The organism is Micromonospora sp. RV43 (assembly GCF_001029515.1).
Classification (GTDB): Bacteria; Actinomycetota; Actinomycetes; order Mycobacteriales; family Micromonosporaceae; genus Micromonospora; species Micromonospora aurantiaca.
Genome location: NZ_LEKG01000160.1, coordinates 1 through 18,702 on the forward strand (window position 1 = coordinate 1; position 18,702 = coordinate 18,702).

Here is an 18,702-nt window from a genome sequence, read left to right on the forward strand (position 1 = left end):
GCGCGGCCGGCACCGGTGCCGGCCGCGCTGCTCGCGGCCCCCGCGCGCCCGCCCGGCGACGACCTGGACCGGCTGCTCGACGCGGCGCTGCGGGCGGCCCGGCGCGCGCCCGCCGGTGACACCGTCCGGGTCCGGGAGGACCGGCTGGGCGACCGGACGGTCGACGTGTTCGAGGTGCCGGGCGGCAGACGCCTGTGGCTGGACCGGGGCGGTGTGCCGCACCGGATGGAACTGCGGACCGGGCCGGGCGTGTGGATCCGGCTGGACCTCACGCCGGGCCGTGCGGCGGGCAGCGGCGGATCGTCGGCCTCGACGTCGCGCTGAACCGGCGCGGCCTCCGCCGTCCGCCGAACCGGCGCCGCCGGGACGGCCCGGTCAGGGCCGCCAGCCGGTCTGCGCGGCCCACTCCTCGGCGCGCAGGTGCTCCTCGTCGAACCAGGGATCGGTCACCGTGCCCCAGGCGGCGTGCTCCGGCGCGGCGGCCGCCAGCTCCCGCTTCACCTGGAGGTAGTCGGCCCGCCGCGCCGGGTCGGCACGCAGGTGGTCGCGCATCAGCAGCGCGTACCGCCAGCCGGGCGAACCGGCCTCCCGCAGGTGCAGGCGCACCGGACGCGCCGGGTCCGCGCCGCCGTGCAGCCGCTTGGCCCAGCGCACCGGCTCCGGCTGTCGCGGGGCATCCCACCACTCGCCCGGCAGCCGCGGGAAACCCGCCTCGGCCAGCCGCTGCGCGAGCGGCCCGTCCGCCTCGTTCAGCGAGGACACAGTCACCTGGATGTCGATCACGTCCGGCGCGGCGAGTCCCGGCACGGCGGTGGAGCCGACGTGGTCGACCCGGATCTCACCGCCGGCCGCGTGGCGGATCCGGGCGGCCAGCCGGGCGTACTGCTCGGGCCAGGTCGGGTCCGGTCCGGCGAGCGCCGCCGGGTCGGGCGGGACGGCGCGGCGTTCGCGGACGTTGCGCTCGTAGGGCGACAGGCGGTCCCGCCAGAGGGCGTCCACGGCGGCGTGCAGGTCGGTGAGCGTGCCGTCGTTGGTCAGGAGCACGTCGGCGATCGCACGGCGGGTGGCGTCGTCGGCCTGTGCGGCGATGCGCCGCTCGGCCTCCGCCGGGGCCATGCCCCGGTCGCGGGTCAGCCGGGCCATCCGGGTCGGCACGGCCGTCTGCACCACGACCACCAGGTGGTACGTCGACGCGAGTCCCACCTCGGCCAGCAGCGGTACGTCGTTCACCACGATCGCGTCGGCGGGGGCGGCGGCGGCCAGCTCGGCGCTGCGCGCGCGTACCCGGGGGTGGGTGATCCCTTCGAGCGTGCGGCGGGCGGCCTCGTCGCCGAAGACCAGCGCGCCGAGGGCGGCCCGGTCCAGCGCCCCGTCGGCGTCCAGGACCTTCTCGGAGAAGGCGGCGACGACCTCGGCCAGCCCGTCGGTGCCGGGCGCGACGATCTCGCGGGCGATGCGGTCCGAGTCGACGATCACCGCGCCCAGCGTGGCGAGCCGGCTCGCCACCGCGCTCTTGCCCGATCCGATTCCGCCGGTCAGCCCCACCTTCAGCACCCGGACAGTCAACCGGATCTGCCGTCCGCATGCCAAACCCTTCCGGCGTACGACGCGGGCCCCGCCCCCGGCGCTCCGCTGGTGCGGAACGCGGGGACGGGGCCCGTCGTCAGAGGCAGTCGCCGGTTCGTCCGGTGGGACGAACAGGCGTCAGCGTCCGGTCACTTGCCGCCGGCGAGCTTCTCCCGCAGCGCGGCGAGCGCCTCGTCGGTCGCGAGCGTGCCGGCCGGCTCCTCGGCCTGACGGCTCGGGGCCGAGGTCGAGGTGGTGGTGCCGGTGGTGGCCGGAGCCGGGTTGGCGGCGGCCTCGGCGTCGGCGGCGCGGGAGGTCTGCACCTGCTTGGTGTGGGCCTCCCAGCGCTGACGCGCCTCGGCGTACTGCTGCTCCCAGGTCTCGCGCTGCTTGTCGTAGCCCTCGAGCCACTCGCCCGTCTCCGGGTCGAAGCCCTCCGGGTAGATGTAGTTGCCCTGGTCGTCGTACGTCGCGGCCATGCCGTAGAGGGTCGGGTCGAAGTGCTCCTCGCCCTCGACGAAGCCCTCGTTGGCCTGCTTGAGCGACAGCGAGATCCGGCGGCGCTCCAGGTCGATGTCGATGACCTTGACCATGACCTCGGAGCCGACCTGCACGACCTGCTCCGGGATCTCCACGTGGCGCTCGGCCAGCTCGGAGATGTGGACCAGGCCCTCGATGCCGTCGTCCACGCGGACGAACGCACCGAACGGCACCAGCTTGGTGACCTTACCCGGCACGATCTGCTGGATCGCGTGGGTGCGGGCGAACTGACGCCACGGGTCCTCCTGCGTCGCCTTCAGCGACAGCGAGACCCGCTCGCGGTCCAGGTCGACGTCCAGGACCTCGACCTCGACCTCCTGGCCCACCTCGACGACCTCGGACGGGTGGTCGATGTGCTTCCAGGACAGCTCGGAGACGTGCACGAGGCCGTCCACGCCGCCCAGGTCGACGAACGCGCCGAAGTTGACGATCGAGGAGACGACGCCCTTGCGGACCTGCCCCTTCTGGAGCTTGTTGAGGAACTCGGTGCGCACCTCGGACTGCGTCTGCTCCAGCCAGGCACGGCGGGACAGGACCACGTTGTTGCGGTTCTTGTCCAGCTCGATGATCTTGGCTTCGAGCTCGCGGCCGACGTACGGCTGCAGGTCACGCACACGCCGCATCTCGACGAGCGACGCGGGCAGGAAGCCACGCAGGCCGATGTCGAGGATGAGACCACCCTTGACGACCTCGATGACCGAACCGCGGACGACGCCGTCCTCGTCCTTGATCTTCTCGATCGTGCCCCAGGCCCGCTCGTACTGCGCCCGCTTCTTGGAGAGGATCAGCCGACCCTCCTTGTCCTCCTTCTGGAGGACGAGGGCCTCGATGTGGTCACCCACCGAAACGACCTCGGCCGGGTCCACGTCGTGCTTGATCGACAACTCCCGAGAGGGGATGACACCCTCGGTCTTGTAGCCGATGTCGAGCAGGACCTCGTCCCGATCGACCTTGACGACGGTGCCTTCGACAATGTCGCCGTCGTTGAAGTACTTGATGGTCTCGTCGATCGCGGCGAGGAAAGCTTCCTCAGAGCCGAGGTCGTCGTGGGTGACCTTGTTGGCGCTCGAGGTGGCCTCGATGCTGCTCGTCATGTGGGCGGTTGCTCCGGTCGGATGGGTTGTCACAGCGGGCATGGGTGTCGCGGTGACTCTGCCGCGCCAACGGATCCGTCGCCGGGCACACCGAACGATCGACGCGAGAAGATCATTAGTGGCTCCGGTGACCGCGCACCTGCTCCCTGCCGAGGCACACGATCCGCGAGCGCATCGTCTAGCCTACCCGCTGCATTACCACAGCGTGCAAGCCCTCCCGGGTCCGCGCGAACTCATCCGCTGCGAAAGCGGAGATTTTGCGCGGTAAGGTGCCACAGCTGTCTCGTCCGTCACATCCGCCCCAGCCACCACCCCACCGCACCGGGTCCGGGCCGCCGGACCTAGCGTGAACCCGTGGACGACGACAGGGTGACCCGCCGACGGGTCGACGCCGGGGAGATCCGCCGCGCGAACCGCGGATGGTGGGACACCGACGCCGACGCGTACCAGGCCGAGCACGGCGCGTTCCTCGGCGACGCCGACTTCGTCTGGTGCCCGGAGGGCCTGCGCGAGGCCGACGCCCGGCTGCTCGGCGAGGTCGCCGGGCGGCGGATCCTCGAACTCGGCGCCGGGGCGGCCGCCGCCGCCCGCTGGCTCGCCGCCCAGGGCGCCCGGCCGGTCGCGCTGGACCTGTCCGCCGGCATGTTGCGGCACGCCGCCGAGGCCGCCGGGCGCACCGGGGTACGCGTGCCGCTGGTGCAGGCCGACGCGCTCGCCCTGCCGTTCGCCGACGCCGCGTTCGACACCGTCTGCACCGCGTTCGGCGCGATCCCGTTCGTGGACGACTCGGCGGCGGCGATGCGCGAGGTGGCCCGGGTGCTGCGCCCCGGCGGCCGGTGGGTCTTCTCGGTCACCCACCCCATGCGCTGGATCTTCCTGGACGACCCGGGCGAGGGCGGGCTGACCGCCGTGCACTCGTACTTCGACCGCTCCCCCTACGTCGAGCAGGACGAGCACGGGGTGGCCACGTACGTCGAGCAGCACCGCACCCTGGGCGACCGGATCCGGGAGCTGGTCGGCGCCGGGTTCCGCCTGCTGGACCTGGTGGAGCCGGAGTGGCCGGCCGGGCACGAGGGGATCTGGGGGCAGTGGAGCCCGTTGCGCGGGCGGCTGTTCCCCGGCACGGCGATCTTCGTCGCGGAGAAGCCGACGGACTGAGCGCGTCGCACGTCCGGTGCGACACGGGCTCCGGCACCCGGCGGTACGCTCGCCGCATGAGCGCCGAGCCCATCCCGACATCACCTGGCCCCTGGTGTCCGGACCCGATGCGGCAGCAGCGTGCGGACTACACGCTGGAGGATCTGCTCACCCTGCCGGACGACGCCCCCCGCGTCGAACTCGTCGACGGAGTCATCCAGGTGACACCCTCCCCCACCCTGGGCCACCAGGACATCTCCCTGCTGCTGAGCCTCTGGCTGCGGTCGCACGCCCCGGCCGGCCTGCGGGTCGCCCAGGCCGTCGGTGTCGGGCTCAGCCCCAACACCAGCCGGCAACCGGACGTCCTGCTCCACCACGCCGGGCTGCCGAGCGACAGGTCCCTCCTGCGACCGGCGGACGTCGTCCTGGCCGTCGAGATCGTCTCCCCCGGCACCCGGCGGGTCGACCGGTTCGCCAAGCCGGGCGAGTACGCCGCCGCCGGGATCCCGTTCTACTGGCGGATCGAGCAGGATCCGGTGCACCTCTACGCGTACCGCCTCGGTGACCGGATCGGCCCCGGCGGCGAGCGGCAGTACGAGCTGGTGGACGACAGCAGCGAGGTGATCGAGCTGTCCGAGCCCTTCGCGATCAAGCTGCCGGTCGCGGAGATCCGGCCCTGACGACGCCGTTACTCGGTACCCGCCGCGGGTAACCGGGCGGCATGGCCGAGAAGGAGTTCCGCGCCGGCGACCACGTCTCCTGGGCCAGCCACAGCGGCCGGGCGTACGGCGTCGTCAAGGAGAAGCTGACCGAGCGCACCCACGTACGCGGGCACACCGTGAACGCCTCGCCCGAGCAACCGCAGTACCGGATCACCAACGACGACTCGGGCCGCGACGTGGCCCACCGCCCGGAGGTGCTTCGCCATGAGTCGCGCTGAGGACCCGCAGCAGACGTACCGGGAGTTCACCGACGCGGTGAACATGAAGCCGGGCGAGCTGTCCCGCTGGCTGGAGAGCGAGGAGTCCAAGCACGTCGGCTGGCACAAGAAGGGCACCCAGGGCGGCGAGTCGGTCGGCCACGACTCCGGCCGGCGCATCGTCGACCTGCTGCGCCGCAAGCGCGCCGACCTCACCGCCGCCGACTACAAGCACATGCGCAAGGTGATCGGGTACGTCCACCGCCACCTGGCGCAGCGGCCCACAGGCGACGTCCGGGACACCAGGTGGCGCTGGTCGCTGATGAACTGGGGTCACGACCCGCTCAAGGGCTGAGCCGCCCGGTCCGTTCGCCGCGCGTTGGTACCGTGCCGGCGATGACGACAGACGTCTCGACCGCCGGCCGTCATCCCCGCGCCGGACGGGCGGTCCTCGTGGCGGGCCTCGGGCTCGTCGCCGTCGCGGCGCTCCTCCTGGTGGTGACCGGGAACACCGGCATCCGGTACAGCGCCGACCACGACGGCACCGTGCCGATGTGGAGCCGCTGGATCCCGGCGCTGGCCGCGATCGCGCTGATCCGCCTGATCCCGCCCGCGCCCGACCCGAGGTGGCCGGACCCGGTCGCGCCCTACCGCGAGGCGGTGCCGCTGCTGCTGGCCGGGATCGCGTTCGCCGCCGTCATGCCGCTGCTGGGCGGCGAACCCGCGTACACCGTGTTGAAGCTGGCGCTGCTGCTCGGCGTGCCCACAATGGTGTTCCTGGCCGCGCGCCGGTGGCGGCCGGGCCCGGCCCCGGCGGACGCCGCCCACCGGTGGGGTCCGGCGCTGCCGGTGGCGGTGTGGCTGGTGCTCAGCTACGCGACGCCGCTGGCCGTGCCGGCGAGCGACTGGGGGCGGACCGTCACGCCGGTCGAGCTGGCCGTCACGCTGCTGGTGGCCTTCGCGGTGAACGCGCTGCTGGAGGAGGTCTTCTACCGGCGGTGGCTGCAGACCCGATGGGAGTCGCTGCTGGGACGCTGGCCGGCGATCGTGCTCGCGTCGCTGGTGTGGGCGGCCTGGCACGTGGCCATCCAGGGCAGCGGCCGGCCCGCCGTCGACCTGGCGTCGGTGATCGTGAACCAGGGGGTCGCCGGGCTGTTCCTCGGCTACCTGTGGTCGCGGTACCGCCGGATGTGGCCGCTGCTCGTGGTGCACGGCGCGGTCAACGCGATGCCGGTCCTGCTCGGTCTCTGACCGGCCGCTTGACCCTGCCGCAGGCGGCAGGGTCGGACGATGCCGGCATGGAACGCCGCACGCCACGCGTCGCCGTGGTCACCGGTGCGGGGACCGGCATCGGCCGGGCCACCGCACGATCCCTCGCCACCTCCGGGTACGCAGTGGTCGCGGTCGGCCGGCGCGCCGCGCCGCTGGCGGAGACCGCCGCCGGCCGGCCGGGTATCGCCCCGCTGACGGCCGACGTCACCGCTCCCGACGGGCCGGACCGGGTCGTCGGCCCGCGCTCGACCGGTACGGCCGCCTGGACGTCCTGGTCAACAACGCGGGCGTGGCCGGCGGCGGGCCGCTGGCGGAGCTGGACGAGGACGCCGCCCGGCGGCAGCTGGAGACGAACCTGCTCGCGCCGATCCGGCTGGCGCACGCCGCCGTCGAGGCGCTCGCCGCGACCCGTGGCGTGATCGTCAACGTCACCACGTCGGTCGGCCTGCGCGCCTGGCCGGGCAGTTCGGTGTACGCGGCGGGCAAGGCCGCGCTGGACTCGCTGACCCGCAGCTGGGCGGTGGAACTCGCGCCGCTCGGCGTCCGGGTGGTGGCGGTGGCGCCCGGCGCGGTCGACACTCCCATCGGCGAGCACAGTGGCCTCTCCCCCGAGCGGCGCGCGGCGGTACGGGACTGGCAGCTCGCACACACCCCGGCGGGCCGGATCGGCCGCCCGGAGGACGTAGCCTGGGCGATCCGGCGGCTGTGCGAGCCGGAGGCGGACTTCGTCACCGGTGTGGTGCTGCCGGTGGACGGGGGCGCGGTGGTCGCGTGAGAGGACGGTGGCGGCGGTGCGGATCGGCGCGGTGGCGAAGGCGACGGGCTGCACGCCGCGTGCCCTGCGGCACTACGAGGAACACGGGCTCATCGCCTCGGCCCGGGCCGCGAACGGTTATCGCGAGTACGACGCCGCGGTCGTCACCCGGGTCCGCAACATCCGTCACCTGCTCGACGCCGGGCTGACGCTGGACGACGTGCGGGTCTTCCTGCCCTGCCTGGACGGGGACGTGGCGTCGGCGCCGCCGTCCCCGGCGGGGCTGCGGGTCGGCCGGGAGCGGCTGGCCGTGCTGGACGCCCGGATCGCGGCCCAGGTGGCCGTCCGGGACCGCCTGGCCGCCGCCCTCCAGGCCGCCGCCCCTGCGCCCTCGCCCCTGCTCCCGCCTCCTTCGCCGCCTCCTCTTGTGCGGTGATCAAGGAGTTTGTGTCACGCCCGAGCCCGTTCGGGGACACAAACTCCTTGATCACCGCACAAGAGGAGGCGGCGGTGGGGTCAGTGGTCGGCGCTGTTCCAGTCGCGGCCGTCGCCCACCGAGACCTCCAGCGGCACCGACAGCGGGTACGCCTCGCCCATCTGCTTGCGCACCAGCGCCTCCAGCGTCTCCCGCTCGCCCGGCGCGACCTCGAAGACCAGCTCGTCGTGCACCTGCAACAGCATCCGGGAGCGCAGCCCGGCGTCGCGCAGCGCGTTGTCGACGTGCAGCATCGCGACCTTGATGATGTCGGCCGCCGAACCCTGGATCGGGGCGTTGAGCGCCATCCGCTCGGCCATCTCGCGGCGCTGCCGGTTGTCGCTGACCAGGTCGGGCAGGTAGCGGCGGCGACCCAGGATGGTGGAGGTGTAGCCGTCCTGGCGAGCCCGGGCCACCACCTCCTGGAGGTAGTCGCGGACCCCGCCGAACCCGGCGAAGTAGTTCTCCATCAGCCCGCGCGCCTCCTCGGCGCTGATGCCGAGCTGCTGGGACAGGCCGAACGCGCTGAGCCCGTACGCCAGGCCGTAGTTCATCGCCTTGATCTTGCGGCGCTGGTCGGCGGTCACGTCGCCGACCTCGACAGTGAAGACCGAGGACGCGGTGGCGGCGTGGAAGTCGTGCCCGGAGTTGAACGCCTCGATCAGCGCGTCGTCCGAGGACAGGTGCGCCATGATCCGCATCTCGATCTGGCTGTAGTCGGCGGTGAGCAGGCACTCGTAGCCCTCGCCGACGACGAACGCGCGCCGGATCCGCCGCCCCTCCTCGGTGCGGATCGGGATGTTCTGCAGGTTCGGCTCGGTGGAGGACAGCCGCCCGGTCGCCGCCACCGTCTGGTTGAACGTGGTGTGGATCCGGCCGTCGTCGGAGACCGACTTGAGCAGACCGTCGACAGTCGACTTGAGCTTCGCCACGTCGCGGTGGCGCAGCAGGTGGTGCAGCAGCGGGTGCTCGGTCTGCGCGTAGAGCCACTGGAGCGCGTCGGCGTCGGTGGTGTAACCGGTCTTGATCCGCTTGGTCTTGGGCAGGCCCAGCTCGGTGAAGAGGATCTCCTGGAGCTGCTTCGGCGAACCGAGGTTGAACTCCCGGCCGACCACCTCGTACGCGCTCTGGGCGGCGGCCTTCACCTCGGCGGCGAAGTGCGCCTCCAGCTCGGAGAGGTAGTCGGTGTCGGCGGCGATGCCGGTGCGCTCCATGGTCGCGAGCACCCGCATCAGCGGCAACTCCACGCCGGCCATCAGCCGGGCCGACTGCTCGCCGTCGCGGGACAGCTCGGCGTCGATCGCGTCGGCCAGGTCGAGCGTGGCGCGGGCCTGGAGCATGAGGTTCTGCTCGGCCACACCCTCGTCGCCGAGCCCGTCGAGGGTGAGCTGACCGGTCTCCGGCGCGTCGACGCGCAGCTCCCGGTGCAGGTAGCGCAGCGCCAGGTCGGTCAGGTCGTACGAGCGCTGGTCGGGGCGGGCCAGGTAGGCGGCGATCTGCGTGTCGCGGGCGATGCCGTGCAGCTCCCAGCCGTGCGCGGCGAACGCCAGCACCGCCGGCTTGCTGTCGTGCAGCACCTTCGGGCGCTCCGCGTCGGCGAGCCACCCGGCCAGCGCGGTCTCGTCGTCGGCGCCCAGGGCGCTCGGGTCGAACCAGGCGCCCGCGCCGGCGGCGGTGGCCAGCGCCATCGCGGTCACGGTGGCGGTGTGCCGGCGGTTGGGGCCGGTGTCGAGCGTGACCGCCAGGCCCACCGGGGCGCCCGCCGGGGCGTGCGTGTCGAGCCAGCCCGCGAGCGCGCCCGGCTCGGTGAGCACCTCGCCGGCCAGGTCGAAGCCCGCCTCGGCCTCCGGCTCGACGGCTTCCAGGTATTGGTAGAGCCGGTCGCGCAGGATGCGGAACTGGAGCGTGTCGAAGACCTGGTGCACGGCTTCGCGGTCCCAGCCCTGCCAGCGGGCGTCCTCGGGGCGGACCGGCAGCTCCAGGTCGGAGACCAGGCAGTTGATCTCGTAGTTGCGGATCACGTCGGCCAGCCGCTCGCGCAGGCTGTCGCCGGCCTTGCCCTTGATCTCGTCGGCGCGGGCCACCACGCCCTCGACGCCGCCGTACAGGTTGATCCACTTGGCGGCGGTCTTCGGGCCGACGCCGGGCACGCCCGGCAGGTTGTCGCTGGTCTCGCCGACCAGCGCGGCCAGGTCGCGGTAGCGGTCCGGGGTGACGCCGTACTTCGCCTCGACCGCGGCCGGGTCCATCCGGGCCAGGTCGGAGACGCCCTTGCGCGGGTAGAGCACTGTCACCTGCTCGCCGACGAGCTGGAACGCGTCCCGGTCGCCGGTGGTGATCAGCACGTCCATGCCCTGGTCGCGGGCCTGGCAGGCGAGCGTGGCGATGACGTCGTCGGCCTCGTAGCCCTCCTTCTCGACCACCGGCACGCGCAGCGCGGCGAGGACCTCCTTGACCAGGCTGACCTGGCCCTTGAAGTCGGTGGGGGTCTCGCTGCGGCCGGCCTTGTACTCGGAGTACCTCTCGGTGCGGAAGGAGCGGCGGGAGACGTCGAACGCCACGACGATGTGCGTCGGCTGCTCGTCGCGCAGCACGTTGATCAGCATCGAGGTGAAGCCGTAGACGGCGTTGGTCGGCTGCCCCGTGGTGGTGGAGAAGTTCTCCACAGGCAGGGCGAAGAACGCCCGGTATGCCAGGGAGTGTCCGTCGACGAGGAGCAGGCGCGGCGTCGTAGCTGTCACGGCTGCGACTCTAGTCCGTACGCCCGACAACTCCGGCCTCCGGTGCGGCGCGCGCCGCACCGGAGGCCGAGGTCAGAGAACCTTGGCCAGGAACGCCTTGGTCCGCTCGTGCTTCGGCGCCGAGATCACCTTGCGCGGGTCGCCCTGCTCGACCACCACGCCGCCGTCCATGAACACGAGGTGGTCGCCCACCTCGCGGGCGAAGCCGATCTCGTGGGTCACCACGATCATCGTCATGCCGTCGCGGGCCAGGTCCTTCATCGTGTCCAGCACCTCGCCCACCAGTTCCGGGTCGAGCGCGCTGGTCGGCTCGTCGAACAGCATCAGCTTCGGCCGCATGGCCAGCGCCCGGGCGATCGCCACCCGCTGCTGCTGGCCGCCGGAGAGCTGACCGGGGTACGCGCCGAGCTTGTCGCCCAGTCCCACCCGGTCCAGCAGTTGCGCGGCGTGCTCCCGGGCCTGCGCCTTCTTGGCCTGGCGCAGCAGCACCGGCGCCTCCATGACGTTCTGGAGCACCGTCATGTGCGGGAACAGGTTGAACCGCTGGAACACCATGCCGATGGCGCGGCGCTGCGCGGCCACCTCCCTGTCCCGCATCTCGTGCAGCTTGCCGCCGCGCTCGCGGTAGCCGATCAGGTCGCCGTCGACCCAGATCCGGCCGGCGTCGATCTTCTCCAGGTGGTTGATGCAGCGCAGGAACGTCGACTTGCCGGAGCCGGAGGGCCCGAGCAGGCAGCACACCTCGCCGGAGCGGACCTCCAGGTCGATGCCCTTGAGCACCTCCAGCGGCCCGAACGACTTGTGCACCTGCTCGGCCCGCACCATGAGGCCGGACTCGGCAGAAGGCGCGGTGGCCTGCGCGGGCACGATCAGCTCGGTCACTTCACCACCCCCGCGCCGCCGCCGGCCTCGGCCGTCATCCCCCGCAGCTTCATCCGGGCCCGCCCGGTGACGCCGTACCCCTTGCCGAAGTGGCGTTCCAGGAAGTACTGGCCGACAAGCAGGATGCTGGTCAGGAACAGGTACCACAGGCACGCCGCGACGTACATCGGGAAGATCTGGAACGTCCGTTTGCCGACGGCGTCGAGCTGGAAGAACAGCTCCACGCTCACCGGCACGTAGAGCAACAGCGACGTGTCCTTGAGCATGGCGATGGTCTCGTTGCCGGTCGGCGGAATGATCACCCGCATCGCCTGCGGCAGCACCACCCGGCGCAGCAGCTGGGCGCGGCTGAGCCCGAGCGCCTGGGCGGCCTCGGTCTGGCCGGGGTCGACCGACTGGATGCCGGCCCGGACGATCTCCGCCATGTACGCGGCCTCGGAGAGCGCGAGGCCGAGCAGACCGGCCATGAAGCCGGTGAGGATGTCACGGGAGGAGAACCCGAACAGCCGCAGTTGCAGGTTGTCGATGCCGAACAGCTGGCCGATCTGGGTGTCGAACGGCACCCCGAACTCGACCCGGCTCCACAGGATGCCGATGTTGCCGGAGACGGCCACCAGCACCAGCCGGGGGACGGCCCGGAAGAACCAGGTGTAGAGCCAGGCCACGCCGCGCAGGATCGGATTGTCCGACAGCCGCATCACCGCGATCACCACGCCGAGCGTGACGCCGATCAGCATCGCGCTGACCGTCATCAGCACGGTGCCGCGCAGCAGGCCCTCGATGATCGGCGGCCGGAACATCTTGTCGACCATGAAGGGCCAGTTGAAGGCCTCGTTGGTCACCAGCAGGTGGACGAACATCGCGCCCAGCACGGCGAGCACCGCCACCGCGACCCATCGTCCGGGGTGCCGCACGGGCACGGCCTTGATCGGTTCCGGCCGTGCCCGCGCGGTTGTCGCTTCCTCGGTGGTCATGTCGTCACGGGTTGATCGCGGGGTCCGTGATCGCGCCGTCTCCCACCTTCCACTTGTCGAGCACCTGCTTGTACGAGCCGTCGGCGATCACGGCCTTGGTGGCGTCCCGCACCGCCTCGGCCAGCTGCGTCTGCTCCTTGGCCAGCACGTAGCCGTACGGCGCCGCCTCGTACTGCTTGTCCAGCAGCTCCAGGGCGTCGTTGGACTGCGTCACCGCGTACACGCCGACCGGGTAGTCGGCGAGCATCGCGTCGTCCTTGCCGGAAACGACGGCGGCGGTGGCGGCGTCCTGACCCGGGAACTGGTCGATCGTGATAGCCGGCTTGCCGGCGTCGGTGCACGCCTTGGACCGCTTCTGGATGTCCTCGACCTGGACCGTGTCCTTCTGCACAGCGATCTTCTTGCCGCAGGCGTTGTCCAGCGCGACCCCGGCCGGGTTGCCCTTCTTGGTCACCCACTGGGTGCCGACCTGGAAGTAACTGACCATGTTGGCCTGGCCCTTGCGGTCGTCGTTGATGGTGAACGACGAGACGCCGGCCTCGTACTTGCCCGAGTTGACGCCGTTGATGATGTCGCCGAACGGCGCCGAGACGAACTCCGCCTTGAGGCCCAGCTTGGCCGCCACGGCGGTGAACAGCTCGACGTCGAAGCCGATCACGGTCTTACCGTCGTTGTCCAGGAACTCCGCCGGGGCGTAGGTGGAGTCGGTGCCCACCACGATCTTGCCGTCCGACTTGATCGCGTCCGGGACCTTCGCGGCCAGCGCGGCGTCGACCGACGACGAGACGCTGGGGCCGCCACCGGGCTGGTCGGTGTTCTCCTCCTCGCCGCACGCGGCGAGGGAGAGCAGCAGGACGGCCGCACCGGCGACGCCGAGCGCCGCCCGCCGTCCGGGGTTGGGGTGGAACATGGCTGTACTCCTTTTGCGAGGGGTCGGTCAGGCCACGCCGAGGTAGGCCTCTTTGACCGAGGGGTCGTGCAGCAGGTCCGCGCCGGAACCGCTCTTGACGATCCGGCCGGTCTCCAGCACGTACGCCCGGTGGGCGCGCGCCAGCGCCTGCTGGGCGTTCTGCTCCACCAGCAGGATCGTGGTGCCCTGCTGGTTGATCTCCGTGATGATCGTGAAGATCTGCTGGATCAGCATCGGCGCGAGACCCATCGACGGCTCGTCGAGCAGCAGCAGCTTCGGCCGGCTCATCAGCGCCCGGCCGACCGCGAGCATCTGCTGCTCGCCGCCGGAGAGCGTGCCGCCGGGCTGCTTGCGCCGCTCGGCCAGCCGCGGGAACAGGTCCAGCACCCGGGCCAGGTCCTGGGCGATACCGGCCTTGTCCCGCCGGGTGTACGCGCCCATGTCCAGGTTCTCCAGCACCGACATGCCGGGGAAGATGCCCCGGCCCTCAGGCGCCTGGCACAGCCCGCGCCGCACCCGAAGGTCGGCCCGGAGCTTGGTGATGTCCTCACCGGCGAACTTGATCCGGCCGGAGGCGACCGGCCGGATGCCGGAGATCGCCCGCATGGTGGTGGACTTGCCGGCGCCGTTCGCGCCGATCAGCGCGACGATCTCCCCCTCGTCCACGGTCAGGCTGATGCCGTGCAGCGCCTGGATCCGCCCGTAGAGCAGGCTCACGTCCTCGATCTCAAGCAGCATCGTCCGGCACCCCCAGGTACGCCGCGACCACCTTCGGGTTGTCCCGCACCTCGGCGGGCAGCCCTTCGGCGATCTTCTTTCCGAACTCCAGGACCACGATCCGGTCGGTCACGCCCATCACCAGGCGCATGTCGTGCTCGATCAGCAGCACCGTCACGCCCTGGTCCCGGATCTGCCGGATGAGCTGGAGCAGCTCCTCCTTCTCCGCCGGGTTGAAGCCGGCGGCCGGCTCGTCCAGGCAGAGCAGCTTCGGGTCGGTGGCCAGCGCGCGGGCGATCTCCAGCCGGCGCTGCTCGCCGTAGGACAGGTTGCGGGCGAACTCGTGCATCCGGTTGCTGATGCCGACGAACTCCAGCAGGCGCTCGGCCTTCTCCCGGCCCTCGCGCTCCTCCTTCCAGTGCCGCGGCAGGCGCAGCAGGGCGGAGATCACGCTGGTCTTGTGGTGTGCGTCCGCACCCACCTGGACGTTCTCCAGCGCGGTCATCTCCGGGAAGAGACGGATGTTCTGGAACGTACGGGCCATGCCCATCCGGGTGATCTGGTGGCGCTTCTTGCCACTGATCTTCTGGCCCAGGAACCGGATCTGCCCCTCGGTGGGCTGGTAGATGCCGGTCATCGCGTTGAAGCAGGTGGTCTTGCCGGCGCCGTTCGGGCCGATCAGGCCGAGGATCTCCCCCTTGTAGAGGGTGAAGTCCACGTCGTTGAGGGCCACCACACCGCCGAAGCGCAGCGTGACGTGGTCGACCTCCAGCAACGGCTCCCGCTTGTCGACCGTCTCGACGGCGGGGGCCGCCGCCTGGGCCGGAACTGCCGGGGTCTGCTCGGTGTCACTCACCGACGATCACCTCCTTGCGGCGGTCCTTGAACTCCGCCGCTCGTCGCCGGTTCGGGATCAGGCCCTGCGGCCGGAAGATCATCATCACCACGAGCACCAGACCGAAGAAGAGGAACCGGTACTCGTACAGCTCGATGCCGAACAGCTCGATGCCGCGGAACCGCTCGATCATGTACGCGACCAGGCCGCCGCCGACGATCGCGCCGACGATGTTGCCCGAGCCGCCGAAGATGACGGCGGCCAGGATGATGATCGAGTTGAGCAGCTCGAAGTTCTGCGAGTTGACGAAGTTCTGCTTACCGGCGAACAACGCGCCGGCCAGGCCGGCGATGGCCGCGCCGGAGGCGAACGCCCACAGCTTGAACTTGAACGTCGGCACGCCCATGAGCTGGGCCGCGTCCTCGTCCTCACGGATCGAGATCCAGGCCCGGCCGACCCGGCTGTGGGTCAGGTTCCGCACCCCGATCACCACCAGGATGATCAGCGTGAGCACCAGCCAGTAGTACGGGCGGGCGTCGAGCACGCCGAACCACGGCCGGCCGTCGGCGTACTGGCCGGGCGGGTGCGGAATCTGGTTGAAGCCGCGCTGTCCCTTGAGGAACTCGGAGCTGACCGCAGCGATCCGGATCATCTCGGCGAAGCCGAGCGTCACCAGCGCCAGGTAGTCGCCGCGCAGACGCAGCGTCGGCGTGCCGAGCATGACGCCGGAGACCATGGTCAGGCCGATCGCGATCGGCACCACCGCCAGCCACGGCCACAGCGTCTTGAGGTCACTGCTCGGCGAGGTCAGCACCGCCACCGTGTACGCGCCGACGGCGAAGAAGCCGAAGTAGCCGAGGTCGAGCAGGCCGGCGAAGCCGACCACGATGTTGAGCCCGACCGCCAGCAGCACGTAGATCGAGACCGTGAACATCACCTGGGTGAAGTTCGCTCCCGGGGTCGGGATCGGCCCGAGGTATTGGTAGAACTCCTTGTTCGGCAGCGCGTAGAAGAACGCGATGACCGCGACCAGCAGCACCCAGCGCACCCAGCGCGGCGCGTGGTGCCAGCGCTCCGAGATCGCGTGCCGGCCCTGCCGCAGCTTGTCCGCCGCCGTCTCCCGCCGCTCCGGCGGGTCGATGGTGGTCGTCATGCGCGTGCCCTCCCCAGTGATTCGCCGAGCAGACCGGTCGGCCGGAACATCAGCAGCACGACCAGCACCGCGAACGCGGCGAAGTCCTTCCACTGACTGCCGAACAGGCCCGCGGCGTAGTTCTCCACGACGCCGAGCAGCAACCCGCCGACGAGCGCGCCGCGCAGGTTGCCGATACCGCCGAGCACCGCGGCGGTGAACGCCTTGAGGCCCAGCAGGAAGCCGACGCTGTAGGTGAGCGTCTGGATCCGCACGTCGTAGAGCAGGCCCGCGACGCCGGCCATGGTGCCACCGGCGATGAAGACCATCAGGATGATGCGGTCCTTGTTGACGCCCATCAGCGCCGCCGTGTTGGCGTCCTGGGCCACCGCCCGGATGCCGCGGCCGGTACGGCTGCGGTTGATGAACTGGTCCAGCGCGAACATCATCACCAGCGCGGAGCCGATCGTGAGCAGCTGCACCGCGTCGATCGGCACCCCGGCGATGTGGAACAGCGGCTCCGAGCTGACCAGGATCGGCGCGCCCTCCGGCCGACGCCGGGTGTAGACGCCGAACGCCTCGGAGATGGCGATCGAGGCGCCGATGGCGGTGATGAGGAACGCCAGCGGCGGCGCGTTGCGCTTGCGCAGCGGCCGGTACGCCACCCGTTCGATCACCGTCGCGGTGCCCGCCGAGGCGATGGCCGCCACGATCATCGCCACCAGCAGGTAGAACAGGATCGAGCCGAGGCCGCTGACCTGCGAGTTCTGGTCGAGTCCGAATCCGTTCCAGGTCCAGATCGCGGCGAACGCGCCGGCGATGAAGACCTCGGAGTGGGCGAAGTTGATGAGCCTGAGCACGCCGTACACAAGCGTGTAGCCGAGCGCGACCAGGGCGTAGATGGCGCCCTGCGTCAAGCCGGTCGTGGTGAGTTCCCCGAAGTTGGAGAACAATCCGTCGAAGTCCAAGGGAGGGACGCTCCGTCGCTCAAGAGAAAAAGAGGGTGCGGCCGGGAGCCAGCTCCCGGCCGCACCCGCGATCACTACTCAATCGCCAGTCCAGCGATCGAACGATCAGGACTTGGGGATCTCCTGGTCCGGGACGACCTTGCCGCCCTGCACCTTGAACGCCCAGACCTTGACCTGCGCCGGGTCGAGCTCGCCGCCCTCGACGAACTTGTAGCTGGCGGCAACGCCCTCGCCGCTGTAGCCCTTCACGAACTCCAGCAGGTCGGCACGGCTGCTCTTGCCGGCCTTGATGCCCGCCAGCAGGATGTTCGCCGCGTCGTAGGCGGTGTCGCTGTAGGTGCCCGGGTCGGTGCCGTTGAGCGCCTTGAAGTCGGCGGCGAAGGTGCCGCGCGCCTCGGTGGACGGAGCGCAGGGGCAGGTGAGGATGGTGCCCTCGGCGGCGGCAGCACCGGCGGAGGTGATGTACGCGCCGTCGTTCACGCCGTCACCGGCGACCAGCGGAGCGGTGACCCCGGCAGCGGTGAGCTGCTTACGGATCAGGCCGGCCTCCTGGTAGTAGCCGCCGTAGAAGACCGCCTTGACGTTGGCGGCCTTGACCTTGGTGACCACGCCGGAGAACTCGACCTGCTTGCCCTCGCCCTGGACCTTGTCGCTGCCCACGACCGAGGCGCCGAGAACCTTCTTGACCTCGTCGGCCAGGCCGGCGCCGTACGCGGACTGGTCGTCGATGACGTAGACCCGGTCGGCCTTCATCACGTTCTTGATGTAGTTACCGGCGGCGGGGCCCTGGCTCAGGTCGTTGCCGACCGCCCGGAAGAACGTCTTCCAGCCCTGCTCGGCGAGGCTGGGACGGGTCGCGGAGGGGGTGATGGTGACCAGACCGGCCTCGTTGAACAGCGGGCCGGCGGCCTCGGACTCGCCCGAGTAGGCCGGACCCACGACACCCAGGATCTTGGTGTCGTCGATCGCCTTCTGGGCCAGCTGCGGCGCCTGGTCCGGGCTGCCCTGCGAGTCGAGCTCGGCGAGCTCCACCTTGCAGTCCGGGTTCTCCTTGTTGTACTTGTCGACGGCCAGCTTGACGCCGTTCTTCTCGTTGATGCCCAGCGCGGCCGAGCTACCGGTCAGCGCGCCGAAGAAAGCGATCTTGCTCCCGCAGGCGCTGCCCCCGGAACCCTCATCGTCGCTGCCGCTGGAACAAGCGGTGCCACCGGCGACGAGCGCCAGCATGGCGACCCCGCCGATCACGCGTGCGAGCTTCTGCCTCAAGGCCCGAACCCTCCTCCGTCCATGATCCGAACCACCCACCGCTGATTGGCCCTTGCGGGGTGGACGAACCAAGACCGTCGTCGCCGGTCTGGGCCGGGACGTTATCCCACCGGAAGCGGTGGCGTAAGACCTGGAAAGCGGGGTTGACCGAACCGTTACACGCGGTGGCGGATTCAAGCCGATCGCCGTAAGAACCGTAGGCGGGGAAAGGCTTTCACCAACTATTCCTCGGTAACGGGCCTACCGGCGATCACCCGCTACCGATCGATGGCCGGCAACGCCCCCCACCAGGCACGGGACGTTTCCCCGTCGTCGGCGACCACGAACAGCCCGTCGTCGCCGACGGCCACCGCCAGCGCCGCGTCGCCACCGTCCGGCACCGGCACCGGAGTGATCACGGGAAGCCACGAGGCGCCGCCGTCACGCGACATCCAGAGCCGTCGCTGAGCCCCGTCACCGGTCACCGCGACGAGCCGCCGACCCGCCGCCGCGAGCGCTTCCACCGACGACACCCCGGGAC

At 71.1% G+C, this 18,702-nt stretch carries 18 protein-coding genes and 3 pseudogenes; 9 read left to right on the plus strand and 12 right to left on the minus strand.

Annotated features, from left to right (window positions below; translation table 11 throughout):
- A pseudogene (locus tag ABD52_RS29055) lies at nucleotides 1-324 on the plus strand (hypothetical protein); the annotation flags it as partial.
- Between the two features lie 51 nt (nucleotides 325-375).
- On the opposite strand, the gene coaE reads toward ABD52_RS29055, so the two are convergent.
- Nucleotides 376-1,554, minus strand: coding sequence for a dephospho-CoA kinase (gene coaE, locus ABD52_RS29060; RefSeq protein WP_047893868.1), 1,179 nt, complete (start codon nucleotides 1,552-1,554; stop codon nucleotides 376-378).
- Between the two features lie 161 nt (nucleotides 1,555-1,715).
- The gene (rpsA, locus tag ABD52_RS29065; protein WP_047893869.1) at nucleotides 1,716-3,242 is read right to left on the minus strand and encodes a 30S ribosomal protein S1; all 1,527 of its coding nucleotides are present in this window, start codon (nucleotides 3,240-3,242) and stop codon (nucleotides 1,716-1,718) included.
- A gap of 312 nt (nucleotides 3,243-3,554) precedes the next feature.
- On the opposite strand from rpsA, the gene ABD52_RS29070 reads away from it, so the two are divergent.
- The 8 genes and pseudogenes from ABD52_RS29070 (at nucleotide 3,555) to ABD52_RS29100 (ending at nucleotide 7,718) form a co-directional block, all read left to right on the plus strand.
- The gene (locus tag ABD52_RS29070) at nucleotides 3,555-4,358 is read left to right on the plus strand and encodes a class I SAM-dependent methyltransferase (RefSeq protein ID WP_047893870.1); all 804 of its coding nucleotides are present in this window, start codon (nucleotides 3,555-3,557) and stop codon (nucleotides 4,356-4,358) included.
- A 56-nt stretch (nucleotides 4,359-4,414) separates the two neighbouring features.
- Nucleotides 4,415-5,017 (plus strand): Uma2 family endonuclease, encoded by a 603-nt coding sequence (locus tag ABD52_RS29075; RefSeq protein ID WP_235437587.1) that lies wholly within the window; start codon nucleotides 4,415-4,417, stop codon nucleotides 5,015-5,017.
- Nucleotides 5,018-5,058: 41 nt separating this feature from the next.
- Nucleotides 5,059-5,277: a DUF2945 domain-containing protein gene (locus ABD52_RS29080; protein ID WP_030503817.1), complete on the plus strand. Its 219-nt coding sequence runs from the start codon at nucleotides 5,059-5,061 to the stop codon at nucleotides 5,275-5,277.
- On the plus strand, nucleotides 5,264-5,611 hold the full coding sequence (locus ABD52_RS29085) for a DUF3140 domain-containing protein (protein WP_047893872.1): 348 nt from the start codon (nucleotides 5,264-5,266) through the stop codon (nucleotides 5,609-5,611). Before ABD52_RS29080 ends, ABD52_RS29085 begins: the two co-directional genes overlap by 14 nt.
- 41 nt (nucleotides 5,612-5,652) lie before the next feature.
- On the plus strand, nucleotides 5,653-6,507 hold the full coding sequence (locus ABD52_RS29090; protein WP_047893873.1) for a CPBP family intramembrane glutamic endopeptidase: 855 nt from the start codon (nucleotides 5,653-5,655) through the stop codon (nucleotides 6,505-6,507).
- A gap of 47 nt (nucleotides 6,508-6,554) precedes the next feature.
- A pseudogene (locus ABD52_RS41475) lies at nucleotides 6,555-6,698 on the plus strand (SDR family NAD(P)-dependent oxidoreductase); the annotation flags it as partial.
- 119 nt (nucleotides 6,699-6,817) lie between these two features.
- The gene (locus ABD52_RS41480; protein WP_255352882.1) at nucleotides 6,818-7,303 is read left to right on the plus strand and encodes an SDR family NAD(P)-dependent oxidoreductase; all 486 of its coding nucleotides are present in this window, start codon (nucleotides 6,818-6,820) and stop codon (nucleotides 7,301-7,303) included.
- A gap of 16 nt (nucleotides 7,304-7,319) precedes the next feature.
- A complete protein-coding gene (locus tag ABD52_RS29100) occupies nucleotides 7,320-7,718 on the plus strand; it encodes a MerR family transcriptional regulator (RefSeq protein WP_047893874.1) in 399 nt (132 codons plus the stop codon).
- An 80-nt stretch (nucleotides 7,719-7,798) separates the two neighbouring features.
- On the opposite strand, the gene polA is transcribed toward ABD52_RS29100, so the two are convergent.
- The 10 genes and pseudogenes from polA to ABD52_RS29150 all read right to left on the minus strand — a co-directional run.
- Nucleotides 7,799-10,498 carry a DNA polymerase I gene (polA, locus tag ABD52_RS29105; protein ID WP_047893875.1) on the minus strand — a complete coding sequence of 900 codons (2,700 nt, stop codon included), beginning with the start codon at nucleotides 10,496-10,498 and terminating at the stop codon, nucleotides 7,799-7,801.
- Between the two features lie 72 nt (nucleotides 10,499-10,570).
- Nucleotides 10,571-11,323 (minus strand): amino acid ABC transporter ATP-binding protein, encoded by a 753-nt coding sequence (locus ABD52_RS29110; RefSeq protein ID WP_200905254.1) that lies wholly within the window; start codon nucleotides 11,321-11,323, stop codon nucleotides 10,571-10,573.
- Between the two features lie 53 nt (nucleotides 11,324-11,376).
- Nucleotides 11,377-12,354: an amino acid ABC transporter permease gene (locus tag ABD52_RS29115; RefSeq protein WP_047893877.1), complete on the minus strand. Its 978-nt coding sequence runs from the start codon at nucleotides 12,352-12,354 to the stop codon at nucleotides 11,377-11,379.
- Between the two features lie 4 nt (nucleotides 12,355-12,358).
- Nucleotides 12,359-13,264, minus strand: a complete 906-nt coding sequence (locus ABD52_RS29120; RefSeq protein WP_047893878.1) for an ABC transporter substrate-binding protein — start codon at nucleotides 13,262-13,264, stop codon at nucleotides 12,359-12,361.
- Between the two features lie 27 nt (nucleotides 13,265-13,291).
- A complete protein-coding gene (locus ABD52_RS29125) occupies nucleotides 13,292-14,002 on the minus strand; it encodes an ABC transporter ATP-binding protein (protein ID WP_013475845.1) in 711 nt (236 codons plus the stop codon).
- The gene (locus ABD52_RS29130) at nucleotides 13,992-14,756 is read right to left on the minus strand and encodes an ABC transporter ATP-binding protein (protein ID WP_176722847.1); all 765 of its coding nucleotides are present in this window, start codon (nucleotides 14,754-14,756) and stop codon (nucleotides 13,992-13,994) included. Before ABD52_RS29130 ends, ABD52_RS29125 begins: the two co-directional genes overlap by 11 nt.
- 73 nt (nucleotides 14,757-14,829) lie before the next feature.
- Nucleotides 14,830-15,969, minus strand: a complete 1,140-nt coding sequence (locus ABD52_RS29135) for a branched-chain amino acid ABC transporter permease (protein ID WP_030503807.1) — start codon at nucleotides 15,967-15,969, stop codon at nucleotides 14,830-14,832.
- The gene (locus ABD52_RS29140; RefSeq protein ID WP_043329571.1) at nucleotides 15,966-16,916 is read right to left on the minus strand and encodes a branched-chain amino acid ABC transporter permease; all 951 of its coding nucleotides are present in this window, start codon (nucleotides 16,914-16,916) and stop codon (nucleotides 15,966-15,968) included. The genes ABD52_RS29135 and ABD52_RS29140 overlap by 4 nt, the downstream gene beginning before the upstream one ends.
- 105 nt (nucleotides 16,917-17,021) lie before the next feature.
- On the minus strand, nucleotides 17,022-18,182 hold the full coding sequence (locus tag ABD52_RS29145; RefSeq protein ID WP_047893880.1) for a branched-chain amino acid ABC transporter substrate-binding protein: 1,161 nt from the start codon (nucleotides 18,180-18,182) through the stop codon (nucleotides 17,022-17,024).
- A 257-nt stretch (nucleotides 18,183-18,439) separates the two neighbouring features.
- Nucleotides 18,440-18,702 (minus strand): annotated as a pseudogene (locus ABD52_RS29150) (hypothetical protein); the annotation flags it as partial.

Bases quoted from the DNA above. Each gene is read 5' to 3' on its own strand.
- ABD52_RS29125 (WP_013475845.1), bottom strand. From the start codon at position 14,002: ATGCTGCTTGAGATCGAGGACGTGAGCCTGCTCTACGGGCGGATCCAG.
- ABD52_RS29120 (WP_047893878.1), bottom strand. From the start codon at position 13,264: ATGTTCCACCCCAACCCCGGACGGCGGGCGGCGCTCGGCGTCGCCGGT.
- ABD52_RS29090 (WP_047893873.1), top strand. From the start codon at position 5,653: ATGACGACAGACGTCTCGACCGCCGGCCGTCATCCCCGCGCCGGACGG.
- ABD52_RS29085 (WP_047893872.1), top strand. From the start codon at position 5,264: ATGAGTCGCGCTGAGGACCCGCAGCAGACGTACCGGGAGTTCACCGAC.
- rpsA (WP_047893869.1), bottom strand. From the start codon at position 3,242: ATGCCCGCTGTGACAACCCATCCGACCGGAGCAACCGCCCACATGACG.
- ABD52_RS29080 (WP_030503817.1), top strand. From the start codon at position 5,059: ATGGCCGAGAAGGAGTTCCGCGCCGGCGACCACGTCTCCTGGGCCAGC.
- ABD52_RS29075 (WP_235437587.1), top strand. From the start codon at position 4,415: ATGAGCGCCGAGCCCATCCCGACATCACCTGGCCCCTGGTGTCCGGAC.
- ABD52_RS29110 (WP_200905254.1), bottom strand. From the start codon at position 11,323: ATGGTGCGGGCCGAGCAGGTGCACAAGTCGTTCGGGCCGCTGGAGGTG.
- ABD52_RS29135 (WP_030503807.1), bottom strand. From the start codon at position 15,969: ATGACGACCACCATCGACCCGCCGGAGCGGCGGGAGACGGCGGCGGAC.
- ABD52_RS29115 (WP_047893877.1), bottom strand. From the start codon at position 12,354: ATGACCACCGAGGAAGCGACAACCGCGCGGGCACGGCCGGAACCGATC.